The organism is Larkinella rosea (assembly GCF_003858635.1).
Classification (GTDB): domain Bacteria; phylum Bacteroidota; class Bacteroidia; order Cytophagales; family Spirosomataceae; genus Larkinella; species Larkinella rosea.
Genome location: NZ_RQJO01000007.1, coordinates 78349 through 92742, shown reverse-complemented (window position 1 = coordinate 92742; position 14394 = coordinate 78349). Strand labels below are relative to the sequence as shown.

Annotated in this window: 12 protein-coding genes; 10 read left to right on the top strand and 2 right to left on the bottom strand. The window is 48.9% G+C overall.

Translation table 11 applies throughout. The features are described 5' to 3' along the window. The first annotated feature begins 22 nt into the window (after positions 1-22). From EHT25_RS00715 to EHT25_RS00695, 5 genes are all read left to right on the top strand, one after another. Positions 23-898, top strand: coding sequence for a cell division protein FtsX (locus tag EHT25_RS00715; RefSeq protein WP_124869154.1), 876 nt, complete (start codon positions 23-25; stop codon positions 896-898). A 76-nt stretch (positions 899-974) separates the two neighbouring features. Continuing rightward, positions 975-1178: a DUF3098 domain-containing protein gene (locus EHT25_RS00710; RefSeq protein ID WP_124869151.1), complete on the top strand. Its 204-nt coding sequence runs from the start codon at positions 975-977 to the stop codon at positions 1176-1178. Continuing rightward, the gene (locus EHT25_RS00705) at positions 1175-1954 is read left to right on the top strand and encodes an undecaprenyl-diphosphate phosphatase (RefSeq protein ID WP_124869148.1); all 780 of its coding nucleotides are present in this window, start codon (positions 1175-1177) and stop codon (positions 1952-1954) included. The genes EHT25_RS00710 and EHT25_RS00705 overlap by 4 nt, the downstream gene beginning before the upstream one ends. A gap of 87 nt (positions 1955-2041) precedes the next feature. After that, positions 2042-2731 carry a tRNA pseudouridine(55) synthase TruB gene (truB, locus tag EHT25_RS00700; RefSeq protein WP_124869145.1) on the top strand — a complete coding sequence of 230 codons (690 nt, stop codon included), beginning with the start codon at positions 2042-2044 and terminating at the stop codon, positions 2729-2731. Next, positions 2728-3672: a bifunctional riboflavin kinase/FAD synthetase gene (locus tag EHT25_RS00695; RefSeq protein WP_124869142.1), complete on the top strand. Its 945-nt coding sequence runs from the start codon at positions 2728-2730 to the stop codon at positions 3670-3672. Before truB ends, EHT25_RS00695 begins: the two co-directional genes overlap by 4 nt. A 70-nt stretch (positions 3673-3742) precedes the next feature. Here EHT25_RS00695 and pheA read toward each other — a convergent pair whose 3' ends face one another. Together pheA and EHT25_RS00685 are read right to left on the bottom strand one after the other, a co-directional pair. Beyond that, entirely contained in the window at positions 3743-4819 is a 1077-nt protein-coding gene (gene pheA, locus EHT25_RS00690; protein WP_124869139.1) for a prephenate dehydratase, read from the bottom strand. Positions 4820-4936: 117 nt separating this feature from the next. Next, positions 4937-6835 (bottom strand): DNA topoisomerase IV subunit B, encoded by a 1899-nt coding sequence (locus EHT25_RS00685; RefSeq protein WP_124869135.1) that lies wholly within the window; start codon positions 6833-6835, stop codon positions 4937-4939. A gap of 319 nt (positions 6836-7154) precedes the next feature. Here EHT25_RS00685 and EHT25_RS00680 point away from each other — a divergent pair, with 319 nt between their 5' ends. The 5 genes from EHT25_RS00680 (at position 7155) to EHT25_RS00660 (ending at position 14319) form a co-directional block, all read left to right on the top strand. Further along, on the top strand, positions 7155-9734 hold the full coding sequence (locus EHT25_RS00680) for a polysaccharide biosynthesis/export family protein (protein ID WP_229311386.1): 2580 nt from the start codon (positions 7155-7157) through the stop codon (positions 9732-9734). Positions 9735-9770: 36 nt separating this feature from the next. Next, positions 9771-10898: a hypothetical protein gene (locus EHT25_RS00675; RefSeq protein WP_124869129.1), complete on the top strand. Its 1128-nt coding sequence runs from the start codon at positions 9771-9773 to the stop codon at positions 10896-10898. A gap of 140 nt (positions 10899-11038) precedes the next feature. After that, positions 11039-11878, top strand: coding sequence for an ABC transporter permease (locus EHT25_RS00670; protein ID WP_124869126.1), 840 nt, complete (start codon positions 11039-11041; stop codon positions 11876-11878). Positions 11879-11981: 103 nt separating this feature from the next. Next, positions 11982-13253 carry an ABC transporter ATP-binding protein gene (locus EHT25_RS00665; RefSeq protein WP_124869123.1) on the top strand — a complete coding sequence of 424 codons (1272 nt, stop codon included), beginning with the start codon at positions 11982-11984 and terminating at the stop codon, positions 13251-13253. Further along, on the top strand, positions 13246-14319 hold the full coding sequence (locus tag EHT25_RS00660) for a DegT/DnrJ/EryC1/StrS family aminotransferase (protein WP_124869120.1): 1074 nt from the start codon (positions 13246-13248) through the stop codon (positions 14317-14319). The genes EHT25_RS00665 and EHT25_RS00660 overlap by 8 nt, the downstream gene beginning before the upstream one ends. The last annotated feature ends 75 nt before the right edge of the window (positions 14320-14394 follow it).

Sequence of the window (14394 nt, the reverse complement as noted above, 5' to 3'; positions counted from 1 at the left end):
ACCCGACCCGACCGAGTTTTATATGGCAAAAAAGAAAGTGGGTGCCTATCCGAGCGGGATGATTCTTTTCAGCCTGACTTCGGCCTTGTTTTTGATCGGTTTTTGCGGGATGCTGGTGCTTCAGTCCAAAAAGCTGGTGCGTTATATTCGCGAGAACAATGAAGTGCGGGTTTTTTTAGACAAGGATCTGGATTCGGATAAGCTCGAAAAGCTGCACGCGGAGGTCATCAAAAAACCGTACGTGCTGTACAATGGCACATCACCCCAGGTTACGTTTGTCAGTAAAGATGTGGCCGCCAAGGAGTTCATGGCCGATACAAAAGAAAACTTCACCAATTTCCTGAACGAAAACCCACTGCGCGACAGCTACCGCATCAAATTACAGGAAGATTATTTTCAGGAATCCCGTCTTCAGGAAGTCAAAGCGGATCTGGAGAGTGTCAACGGGGTTTTTGAAGTGATTTACCAGGAAAATATCGTTGACGAAATCAATAAAAACATCACCAAAATTTACATCATCATGTCGGTTTTTGCCGCGATCATGCTGGTGATTATCATCGTTCTGATGAACAACACGATCCGGCTGGCGCTCTATTCGCAACGTCTGCTGATCCGGAGCATGCAGCTGGTGGGAGCAACGAACGGTTTTATTCAGCTTCCGTTTCTCCGTCGTGGAATCACCCAGGGATTGATCAGTGGAATCATTGCGGCAGCTTTATTATTTATCCTATTGCAGGTCGCCATTCGGAACATCGACGGCCTGGCCACCTTACAGGAGCCCGAAAAAATCGTTTATTTGCTGGGAGCAATTGTTATTCTCGGCATTATTATCGGCTTGATCAGCACGTTTCAGGCGGTTCACCGGTATTTGCGGTTGTCGCTGGACGACTTGTATTGATTTGTTGAACGGGTAAAATCAGTCATATGTTTTGCCCATACCACCATTTTTTAACCATTCAACCCGTAAGACGTACATGAGTAAATTACCCTTCGGACGCGCAAATTACACCCTGATGGTAATCGGCGTGGTCATCATTCTGCTTGGATTCATTGTCATGAGCCTCGATACGGAAGAATTTGGCTTTGGCGCGCTGGGTCTCACCATTGGCCCGTTGATTGTCATGAGCGGTTTTATTCTTGAATTTTTTGCCATTTTGCGCCGACCTACGAATCAATGAGTTTCCTCCACGCAATTATTCTTGCTATTATTGAAGGATTGACCGAGTTTTTGCCGGTATCGTCGACGGGCCACATGATTATTTACTCGTCACTGGTCGGCATCAGCAAAGCGGAATTTACGAAACTGTATACCGTTAATATTCAGTTTGGCTGTATCATATCGGTTCTGGTGCTCTACCGTCGCCGGTTTTTACAAACCACCGATTTTTACTTTAAACTTTTCGTTGCGTTTTTGCCAGCCGCCGTTATCGGTTTTTTGCTGAACGACTTCATCGATTCCCTGCTGGAAAACGTAACCGTTGTTGCCATCACACTCCTTTTGGGTGGGATTCTGCTGATTTACATCGACCGGATTTTCAAAGAGTTTCCCCGCGATTACGACGTTACCTTCCCCGAAGCGCTCAAGATTGGTTTTTTCCAGTGCATCGCTATGATTCCGGGCGTTTCCCGATCAGCGGCTACCATCATTGGTGGCATGACCCAGGGACTTACCCGCAAACAGGCTGCGGAATTCTCCTTCTTTCTCGCCGTTCCGACTATGGCAGCTGCTACGGGCTATAAACTCCTGAAAACCTACAAAACCATTCAATCCGACGAAATACAAATTTTGCTCATCGGCAACCTGATTGCCTTTATTGTCGGCTTGCTGGCCATTCGGAGTTTTGTCGGTTTTCTGACCAAATATGGTTTTAAAGTGTTTGGCTATTACCGCATTGCCCTCGGTTTGCTACTGCTGGGTTTACTTGCGGCCGGCGTAAAATTAGATATTGTCTGAACATTCCTGAACCGGGGTTACAAGGATTAAGAGGATCAATCTTAGTTAATCCTTGAATCAGTGTAATCCCGATTCAGGACGGAATATATGGAAGAAGGGCAACTGATCCTCATCGATAAACCGCTTACCTGGACGTCATTCGACGTCGTCAAAAAGCTTAAATTTGCCGGCAAATTCAAAAAAATCGGTCATGCCGGAACGCTTGATCCGCTCGCGACCGGTTTACTGATTCTTTGTACCGGTAAAATGACCAAGCAAATCGACAGTTACCAGGCACAGGAAAAAGAATACACCGGAACACTGGTGCTGGGAAAAACTACTCCTTCCGTTGATCTGGAAACCGAATTTGATGCTGAATTTGATGTTTCCGCCATAACTCCCGAAGCCATTCAAACCGCCGTTCAGCAACTGACCGGCGTCATCGACCAGATTCCACCCATTTATTCGGCCGTTCGGGTCAATGGCGAGCGGCTTTACGAAAAAGCGCGTCGGGGCGAAACCGCCGATCAAGTGGATGGGGGAATTAAATCACGTGTCATTACGGTTTCTACCTTTGAAGTCCGTTCGGAACGATTTCCTGAAATTGATTTCCGGATTGTTTGCTCAAAAGGGACATACATCCGTAGCTTAGTACGCGATTTGGGGCTATTGTTGCAAAATGGGGCTTACCTGAAATCCCTCCGCCGGACGCGCATCGGTGATTTCCGGATCGAAGAGGCCGAAACGATCGAGGGGTTTATCAGCAAAAACCGCCCCGTTGAGCCATTACATTCATGAAGATTTACCACGGAACTGATACCTTTCAACCCATACCCTACGCCGTTGTTACCAGCGGAACGTTCGACGGCGTTCATTTAGGCCATCAGAAAATTTTAGACCGGCTCACCGAAATCGCCCGTCGGGGTGATGCTTCAAATTCGGGCGGAGAGACCGTTGTGCTCACCTTCTGGCCCCACCCGCGAACGGTGGTTTCCAACGATAGCCAGGGGCTCAAATTACTCTCCACGCTCGAAGAAAAAACCGAACTGCTGGCCGCTGCGGGGGTTGACAACCTGGTGGTTATTCCGTTTACACGGTCGTTTTCCGAACTGACGTCGGCGGAATTTATCCAGCAGATTCTGGTCGAAAAAATGGGTACGAAAAAGCTCGTCATTGGCTACGATCATCACTTTGGCCGCAACCGGGAAGGAAGCTTTGAATACCTGCAACAGCACGCAAACGAATACGGTTTCGAGATCGAGGAAATTCCGCGTCAGGATGTGGAAGATGTGGGCGTGAGTTCGTCCAAAATCCGAACGGCGCTGCTGGAAGGTGATTTAAAAACCGCTACCAAATTTCTCGGACGACCTTACAGTTTGAGCGGCACCATCGTAAAAGGGCAGCAATTGGGCCGAACCATCGGTTTTCCCACCGCCAATATCCAGGTCGACGACCCGAGTAAACTCATCCCTTCCAACGGAATTTATGCCGCTGAAGTCATTTACAAGGGGCAAAAACTCGGTGGCGCCATGAGCATCGGCACCCGGCCCACCGTTGGCGGCACGCACCGCACAATCGAAGTTTACATTTTTGATTTTAGCCAGGAAATCTACGGCGAACACCTGACCGTTCAGTTCATTGAATACTTGCGTCCGGAACTGAAGTTCGAAGGACTGGCTGCGCTGGTGGATCAGATGCAGTTGGATGTCGAACGATGCCGACAGATTTTGAAGATGTGAAAGTGATGATGAACGATGAATGATTGCGCTGCGGCAGCCAAGTCATCGTTCATCATTAATTTTTAATCCCTTACCCCAGCGACCGCACATAACTTCCCAGCCATTTGACATCGGCCGCGTGGTGCTGCAGAATTTCCTCAACACCGGGATCGTTGGCGTGGCCTTCAAATTCGATCAGAAACCAATACCGGAACGTCGCTCCGTCGCGGAGGGGGCGGCTTTCAATTTTGGTCAGATTGATGTTTCGGGCGTCGAATTCTTGCAGAAACTGCGCCAGCACCCCCGGCTTGTTCGTGTCGGGAAGCCGGGCCACAATGGTGGTTTTATCCTGACCACTTTTCTGATTTGTGAAATCTTTGGCCATCACCAGAAACCGAGTCCGGTTCAGATCGGTGTCTTCGATGTTGTCGAACAAAACCGGTACGCCAAACAATTTAGAAGCAATATTGGAACAGATCGCGGCAGCTCTGGGCTGTTGAGCGGCCAGTTTGGCGGCTTTGGAAGTGGATTCAACCGGAACCAGCTCCACTTGGTGCCCGTCGAAATAATCCCGCAAAAATTTGCTGCACTGACCAAACGCGATGTCCTTCGAATAGATGTGCGTGATTTCGCTCAGTACATCCGTCTGGGTCGCAAACGTAAAATGGACCGGAATCTGGGCTTCTGCGGCAATCAGCAAATCCTTTTCATTCAGTAAATCAATCGTCTCGTTGACAATTCCTTCCTGGTTGTTTTCAATCGGTACGACGCCAAACCGGCAACGACCGGTTTCAACACTTTCGAACACCGACCGAATATTGGGCAGGGCAATGTAATCGCTCATGGCACCAAACCGGCTTTCGGCCGCCTGGTGCGTAAAGCTCCCTTCCGGGCCCAGATAGGCCACGCGTTCCGGCATTTCCAGGTTGCGGGAAACCGCAAAAATTTGGAGATAAATCGCATCAATGGCAGCGGGGGTCATCAACCCATTGGTCAGCCCGTGCAGCCGGTCCAGAATCTGCTTTTCGCGTTCGGGCCGATAAATAACCGATTTATTGGATTTTTTTAATTCGCCAACCTGACGTACCACCTCCATGCGTTGGTTCAGTAAGGTCAGCATCTGGTTGTCGATGGAATCGATCTGGGTACGGAGGGATTCGAGGGTCATACTGTAATAAATAATGAATAATGAACCGCGCGGGCGGCCCTGAATGATCAATGAAAGCGCTGGCCATCACCGTTCATTGCTCAATCGGGGCCGCCCGCGCGGTTCATTGTTAATTTCTCATTGTTCATTCAAAACCAGTGCAACTTCCTCCATGTCTTTTTCGATCCGGAGGTTGTCGATGATGAAACGCTGGCGATCGGGTGTATTTTTCCCCATGTAATAGCTGAGCAATTTCGGAACGGAGGTTTCTTTCTCCATAATGACCGGTTCCAGCCGCATGTTATCACCAATAAACAAGCCGAATTCGTCCGGCGAAATCTCACCCAGCCCTTTAAAGCGGGTGATCTCGGCTTTTTTACCGCCTTTGATCAACTTGTTGGTAGCCGTCTGCTTTTCCTCCTCCGAATAGCAGTAGGTCGTTTCCTCATGTTTTTTCGGATTCCGGACGCGGAACAAGGGCGTTTCAAGGATGTAAAGGTGGCCATTTCGCACCAAATCCGGAAAAAATTGCAGAAAAAAAGTCATCAGCAGCAATCGGATGTGCATACCGTCAACATCCGCATCGGTAGCGACCACGATTCGGTTATAGCGCAAACTTTCCAGACCGTCTTCGATGTCGAGGGCGTGCTGGAGCAGGTTGAACTCCTCGTTTTCATACACCACTTTCTTGGTCAACCCAAAGCAGTTCAGCGGTTTACCCCGTAAACTAAAAACCGCCTGGTTCTGCACATTCCGCGATTTCGTGATGGAGCCACTGGCCGAATCCCCTTCCGTAATAAACAGGGTCGTGTTATACCGATCATCGGATTTGGGATCGGAGAGGTGCGTCCGGCAGTCGCGCAGTTTTTTATTGTGGAGATTGGCCTTTTTCGCCCGGTCATTGGCCAGTTTTTTAATGCCGGCTAGCTCTTTCCGTTCCCGCTCCGACTGCTCGATCCGCTTTTTCAGGGCTTCCCGGGTTTCGGTGTTCATGTGCAGGAAATCGTCCAGCTGATTTTTGACAAAATCAATCACAAACGAGCGAACCGTCGTGCTGTTGGAATCGGGTGCCATGTTGATCGACCCGAGTTTGGTTTTGGTCTGGGATTCGAAAACCGGTTCCTGAACCCGGATGCTGATGGCTGAAATGATCGATGCCCGAATATCCGAAGCGTCGTACTCTTTCTTGAAGTATTCGCGGATGGTTTTTACAAAGGCTTCGCGCAGGGCCGCCAGGTGAGTACCCCCCTGGGTCGTATATTGCCCGTTGACAAACGAATAATACTCCTCCCCATACTGATTGCCGTGGGTCAGCGCAATTTCAATATCCCCCCCTTTGAGGTGGATAATCGGATACCGCAGCGCTTCTTCGTCGGTTTTGTTCCGCAGCAAATCGAGCAATCCGTTTTGCGAAACAAATTTCTGTCCGTTGAAATTGATGGTTAATCCGGCATTCAGATAGCAGTAATTCCAGATCATATTTTCCAGAAACTGCGGGATATAGTGGAAATTCTTGAAAACCGTATTGTCGGGTTCAAAAACCACCAGTGTGCCATTACGCTGATTGGTGGAATCTTCGCCCTGACGAACGAGAATACCCCGTTCAAATTCGGCCCAGACGGTTTTTCCTTCCCGAAACGATTGAACCCGGAAAAACGTAGACAGGGCGTTCACGGCTTTGGTTCCGACGCCGTTCAGCCCGACCGATTTCTGAAAGGCCCCGGAATCGTACTTCCCGCCGGTATTGATTTTAGAAACCACATCAACCACTTTTCCGAGCGGAATTCCCCGGCCATAGTCGCGCACTTCAACGCGGTGATCGCTTACTTTAATTTCGATGAGCTTGCCATTGCCCATCACGTGTTCATCAATACAGTTGTCTACTACTTCCTTGATCAATACATAGATTCCATCATCGGCCGCCGACCCATCGCCCAGTTTCCCAATATACATTCCGGGGCGCAGGCGAATGTGCTCTCGCCAGTCGAGCGAACGGATGCTGTCTTCCGTGTATTGTACCTCATTACTATCTGCCATGTGACTATATAAACTGGTTTTACATCAAATACGCCGAAAGAACCGTTTTTACCAGCATTGATCTGCCTGGTACGGTTTGTTGTATGTTCGCAAAATATGAAATTTTGACCTTTAAAGAGAAAATGTTTAAAAAGTAGTAAAAGTTCGTTTACTTTGTAGCGCAAAGTGCGTAAAATAACCTCATTGCACGATTTATTACGGATATCAAACAATAGCACCTAAGAATGATCGCCTAACCAGGGCCGTATACTTTCTTAAAAATATGCAAAAAACTCCACATTTCCATTCGTACAGCTCAAATTTTTTCGCCTTCTCTTCGATGCAATTTTTCCGTAAAACCATTCTGGGTGTATTACTGGCCTGTACCGGTTTAAACGCAGCAGCACAGGTAATTCAGGCCCCTTCAGCCCCCACATCGGCACCATCCACACTCCCCGCCGGCGTCCCCCGCCCAACGCAGGGCACGGTTCCGGCAGGCCAAACCGCCCCAATCCAGGGAGGCAACCGCAGTCAGGGCCAGGGCGGCCAGACGGGTACAACCCAACAAGGTACCCGCGGCCAGTCTCAGGGCCAGACCGGCACCACCCAACAGGGAACTACCCAACAAGGCACCCGTGGCCAAACCGGCCAACAGGGAACCGGTACCACGCAGCAAGGCCAGCAATCCGGTACTGATGCGAACGGGGCAAAAAGTTCAAATGCCACTGATGACCCCATTCAGGATGTCGATAATACGCAGGAAAAAACGGAAACGGAACTCCTTCGCGAACGTGAACTCGCTGCTCAACGCCGAAAACTATTCGGTTACGAACTTTTCAACAATCCGGGCAATTCGGGCATGTTTCAGCCTAATCTCAATATTGCAACCCCGAAAGGATACGTAGTAGGTCCCGGCGACCAACTGAACATCAACATTTACGGATTCTCGGAAGCGACATATCTATCGGTGGTCAATCCGGATGGTTTCATCTATGTCCAGCGCGTTGGACCCATCCATGTTTCAGGCTTATCGATCGAGCAGGCAAAAGTTCGCATTCTGGATCGCTTAGCCAAAATTTACGTCGGTTTGAAAAGCGGGCCATACGGTGCCGCCAATACGTATATGGTAGTTACATTGGGTGACATTCGCAGCATTCGGGTAACTGTAACCGGCGAAGCCATTCGCCCGGGAACTTATACGGTTTCATCGCTTTCAACGGCCATGAACGTCATTTATCAGGCCGGTGGCCCCAGCGAAATCGGTTCGTTCCGGAATGTTCAGGTCATTCGCAGCAATCGGGTTGTAGCATCTCTCGACTTGTATGATTTTGTCACTACGGGAGTTCAACGGAATGATATCCGGCTGCAGGACAACGACAACATCCGGTTTTCGACCTTCAAATCGCACGTTGAAATCAACGGATCCACCCGCCGGAACAATATTTTTGAACTGCTCCCGGGCGAACCCATGAGTCGTTTGCTCGAATTGGCGGGCGGTTTTAGCAGCAACGCATACAAAGCCCGGGTTAAGGTGACCCGGTTTACCAACCGGGAATTGAAAGTAATCGATGTGATCGATTCTGAATTCGCCAATTTCCCCATGGAAGATGGTGATCAGGTAGCGGTTGAATCGGTGCTGGTTCGTTTCGAAAACCAGGTGGGTATTCAGGGAGCGGTTTTCCGGCCGGGCGTTTTTTCACTCGATCAGAACAAAACCCTGAAGCAACTGATTGCCAGCGCCGAAGGTCTGAAAGGAGAAGCTTTTACGGGCCGTATTCAAATTGTTCGGACGCGCGAAGACATGGCGATCGAAAATATCTCCTTAAATTTAGCAGATATTCTAAACGGGGTAAAACCGGATGTGGAGTTGAAACGCGAAGATCAGGTCATTATTCCATCCCGGTTCGAAATGGCCGAATTTGCGGAAATCAGTATTACCGGCGAGGTCATTACACCCATTCCGGCAACACCGTATGTATCGAATATGACGCTCGAAGACTTAATTCTGCGGGCCGGTGGCTTTAAAGAATCGGCGGCTTCGGCACAAATTGAAGTCGTTCGGCGGAAAAAGGATGTGGATGTCAATTCTAAATCTGCTCAGGTTTCTGAAATTTTCCGCTTCAACGTCGATCGCGATTTGAGCATCAAACCGTCGGATAGTCAATTCCTTATGTATCCTTACGATCAGGTCATCGTTCGGCGGTCGCCCAATTATCGAATTCAGACATTTGTAAATGTGGAAGGAGAAGTGGTTATGCCCGGTGAATATCCGGTTGTTACGAAAGATCAGCGGATTTCGGATCTGGTAAAAATGGCCGGTGGCATTACGCCTTTTGCGTATGTTCAGGGCGCAACGCTGGTCCGAGCGGTTCAGCTGAGTGAAGCCGAATTAGAACTCCGCCAGCAAACCATTCAGGAATTAGCTGACGATAGCCCGAAAGCCGTCGTTAAAACCGAAGCTACCAAGCAGGCCACGGAACAACTGATCGGGATCAGTTTGCAAAAAATTCTGGCAAACCCCGGTTCACAGGAAGATATGATTTTACAGGAAGGCGATCTGCTGCGGATTCCGAAGCAGCTGGAAACCGTACGGGTTGGTGGGGAAGTGTTGTTGCCGACGACCGCAAAATACCGGAGCGGCCAAACGTTCCAGGATTACATTTCCCAGGCCGGTGGTTTCACCAGCCGGTCGGCCCGGAAACGAGCGTATGTGGTCTATGCCAACGGTTCTGCCGATCGGACCCGCCGGTTTGCCTTTTTCAACGTTTACCCGCGTGTTGAACCCGGTTCTGAAATCATCGTTCCGCAACAAACCCGTGGAGAGCTGACTCCTTTACAGGTCATTTCGAGCACGACCGGAATATTAGGCTCCGTTATGACGTTGATCACAACCGTATTGGCATTCCGATTGCTTAAATAATTCAAGTCATACATCGGCAAGGTAATTTGACTCATTATGGAAACCATTGATTCAAGAAGTACAGATCAACATCAACTGCCCCCCGACCAGATTTCGCCCAAAGAAGTTGTTAATCGGGCCATTCAGTTTAAGGAACAATTGATCCGCAGCTGGAAAGTCCTGGTCGTCTGTATCATCCTGGGAGGTATTATCGGTTTTATAATTGACCTCAATTTGGACCGACGGCCTACTTATACGGCCTGGATCACATTTAACCTGGGTGGGAGTTCGGGCCAGGGAGGCATGGGCGAACTGGGAAACATTGCCAGTATGTTCGGCATGGGCGGTGGCGCTCCGGACGCCAATATATTTACGGGTGAAAACTTCATGTATTACATGGTGTCGAAGCCCATCATTGCCCGGGCATTGCTGAAGGAGATCGATACCACTGGTGTGGAAACAACCGCCAATAAAGCGGCTACCACCAATAAAGACCTGATGATCAATTATTACATCCAGCATAGTGGTATTATGGAGGATGAGTGGGAAAAAGAGGATACCCTGCGTAATTTCCGTTTTATCCGGGGGAAAAATCCGGAAAATTTCACGAAGCTGGAAAACAAAGCTCTGGATGGTATATTCAGTCGGATTAAGGGCGAAACAACGATCACCCAACTTGACCGGAAATCATCCTTCCTGACGCTGAGAACCGGAATGCACGCCGAATTGCTGGCGGCCAAATGGCTGGAAGTTATGCTCGAAACCGTCCAGGAGGATTATACGGAAAAGCAATCGAAAAAAACCCACGAAATGCTCACCCTGATGAAAGCCCGTCGGGATTCATTGGGAAGCGTATTGGGACGTAATGACTCGAATCTGGCCCGCTACATTGACCAAAATCAGCAGATCGTGGTGGCTGAAGGGCAGTTGCAGCAGTCGAAATTGACGCGCAACTCGTCGTTCCTGCAATCTCTCTACTACGCGGCCGTTCAAAGCGTGGATAACCTGAACCTGACGCTGATTAAAGAAGCGCCTTTGTTTACGATTATCGAGCCGGTTTCGCTCCCCCTCTATAAAGAATCGCACGAACCGTATGCCATGCAGGCAGGGTTGGTCGTTGGGCTCATGCTGGGGCTTGTCTTCATCTTCCTGAAACAGACGTATAATACGATCATGAAGAGTTAATGACGCTAAAAAAATGCCAATGGATAATGAACAGTGACCAATGACGGCCGGATCGGCGATTTTAGAAGCGCATCTGGCTATTCACTGTTCATTGTTTATTTTTCATTCTAACTTGCTCATCCATTATTGACAAATAGTTTGTGAAAACACACGAAGTGGTTATTGAACCCGGCCGGTCTGAAAAAAACTACTGGCGGGATTTGTGGCGGAATCGGGAGTTGCTGTACATTTTATCCATGCGCGACATTTCGGTGCGCTACAAGCAAACGGTTTTGGGTACCTCCTGGAGCCTGATCCGTCCGCTGATTACCATGATGATCATGTTCTTCGTTTTCAGCAAGGTAGCCAAGCTGAAAGGAGACCCGGGTATTCCCTATCCATTGATGATCCTGGCCGGGTTAACCATCTGGACGTTTTTTTCGAATGCCTTCACCCAGATCAGCACCAGCATTACTGCCAATTCGAATCTGGTGACGAAAGTATATTTTCCCCGGCTGATTATGCCACTCAGTTCTTCCGTTGTCAGTTTTATCGACTTTCTGGTGGCTTTGGGCCTATTCGTTGTCCTGACCATCTGGTATCAGTTCTGGCCCGACTGGCATATCCTGTTCCTTCCTTTCTTTATCATTCTGGCCCTGCTGGCATCCTTTGCATTTGGTCTTATCTTTGCGGTATTAAACGTCCGGTTTCGCGACATTGGCCAGTTGATCCCCTTTATCGTTCAGATCGGTTTTTATGCCTGCCCGATTGCGTACAGCAGCCGGCTGGTGGAAGAAAATGCCGGCGAATGGTGGCATCCATTGTATTACATGAACCCAATGGTGGGCATTATCGATGGGTTCAAATGGTCGTTGCTGGGTGAAAAAGCGTTCTTTAACCCCGCCAGCGTCATTAATTCGGTTGCAGTAGTTATTCTATTTCTTTTCGTCTCCATTTATTTTTTCCGGCAACGGGAAAACTCCTTCGTCGACGATATTTAAAATAAGTTGTGGGTTAGCGGTTTTAGTTTTGAACAGAAAATGTTTATTTACTTAAAAAAAGTAACTGAGAACAAACAACTTACAACGGGCAACACAGTAAGCTATGGCGGTTATCACAGCAGAAGATATTAGCAAACGATACATTATCGATCATAAAAAAGGGAAAGGCAGTACCAGCATAAAAGACGCACTGGGCGATCAGCTCAAGAAGGTTTTTGGTGGTAAGAAACCGCAACACCCGGAATATGAGCACATCGAACACGAAGATTTCTGGGCCCTTCGGGATGTCAATTTTTCAGTTGAACAAGGCGATCGGATTGGCATCGTGGGTCACAACGGTGCCGGAAAATCAACGCTTCTGAAAGTTCTCAGCAAAATTACCGAACCCACCACCGGCCGCATTCACATTCGCGGCCGTATTGCGAGTTTACTGGAAGTAGGGACCGGCTTTCACCCGGAATTGACGGGCCGCGAAAATATATTCCTCAACGGAGCGATTCTGGGCATGACCCGCGAAGAAATCCGGAAACAATTTGATGCCATCGTCGATTTTGGTGGCATTGAGAAATTTCTGGACACCCCCGTTAAACGGTATTCATCGGGGATGTACGTTCGGCTGGGGTTTGCCATTGCCGCCCACCTCGATCCCGAAATCCTCATTATCGACGAAGTACTGGCGGTTGGTGATGCCGAATTCCAGAAAAAAAGTTTGGGCAAAATGCGCGATGTGTCGGCCAGCGGCCGAACCATCCTCTTCGTCAGCCACAACATGACGGCGGTGCAGGCGCTTTGCAACCGAACGCTGTATTTTGAACGCGGACGGCTGATTGAGCAGGGTGAAACCAATCAGGTGGTGGCTTCCTACCTGAGTAAAATCTCCAAAACCAAATTGCTGCGTGAATGGAATACGCCCGAAGAGGCTCCCGGCAACGACCTGGTTCGTGTAAAGAAGATTGAAATTTTGCCAGAATATGTTGATAACCAGATTTTTATCGACGTCCGAACTCCGTTTCGCGTCCGGTTTGAATTCTGGAATATGATGGACCGGGCCAACCTAAACCTGAGCCTTCATCTCTATTCAATGACCGGCGAATGTATTTTTAACGTCGGAACGCTTTCTCAACCGTACTCGCGCGGGCTGATTTCGGGAGAATGCCTGATACCGGGCCATTTTTTAAACGATGGTACGTATAATGTTTCCATGATGATTGTAAAAGATACGGTCACTCCTCTGTACAATATGGAAGAAGGACTTATCTTTGACGTGGCTGATTACCGCGATGGTGTGGCCTGGTATGGCAAATGGCCGGGTTTTGTCCGTCCACAACTCTCGTTCCATACCGAAATGATGGAAGAAAACATTCTGAATGATTAACATTACAAAATCGTACCTGCCTCCTCTTGAAGATTACGTCAAGTATCTTGAGGGAATCTGGGACCGCGTCTACCTGACCAACAACGGTCCGCTCGTCCAACAGCTCGAAAAGGACCTGAAAACATACCTGGGGATTGAACACCTGCTCTTTTGCAGCAATGGCACCATCGTTTTGCAGATGGCCATCAAGGCATTGGGGCTTACCAAAGAGATCATCACGACCCCATTTTCGTATTGCGCCAGTACGCACGCCATACTGTGGGAAAACTGCACCCCGGTTTTTGCCGACGTTCGCGAAGATGATTTTACGATCGACCCGCTGAAAATCGAACCGTTGATCAACGAAAACACGGAAGCTATTCTGGCGACCCACGTTTACGGAAATCTCTGCCAGATTGATGCCATCGAAGCGCTGGCGAAAAAACACAATCTGAAGGTCATTTACGACGGAGCCCATTCGTTTGGCGCTACGTATAAGGGCAAATCGGCCTTGTCATACGGCGATATCAGCACCTGTAGTTTTCACGCAACCAAGGTTTTTCATACCGTAGAAGGCGGTTTGGTGACCTGTAACGATGATGCGATTGCCGATAAGCTCAATCTATACCGCAGCTTTGGTCACCGGTTCGATGACTACATCGACATGGGAATCAACGGCAAAAACTCCGAAATTCATGCGGCTATGGGACTTTGTAACCTGCCCGTGGTTGACACACTGATCGAAGCGCGTAAAAACCGCTTTGCCCGGTACGACGCACAACTGGACTTATCCAAACTGAGCCGTCCCGTGATTCAGCCCGAAACCGGTTATAACTACGCCTATTATCCGGTGGTGTTTGAGTCGGAAGCGAAATTACTGGAAGTGAAAACCGCTCTGGAACAGGTAAAGATCAACCCCCGCCGGTATTTTTACCCGTCCCTGAATACCTTATCTTTTCTGAAAACCACCCAGCCCTGCCCCATTTCGGAAGACATTGCGCTCCGCGTGCTTTGTCTGCCCATGTACCCCGATCTGGAAGAAGAGGTGATCGATACGGTTTGCCGAATTGTCAATCAACACGTTTAAAAAGAATGAATAGTGTAAAAGGCCGTTTGCTAAAACGGGTTCAGGTGTAGGCGAGAAAACCGCTTTTACAGTATT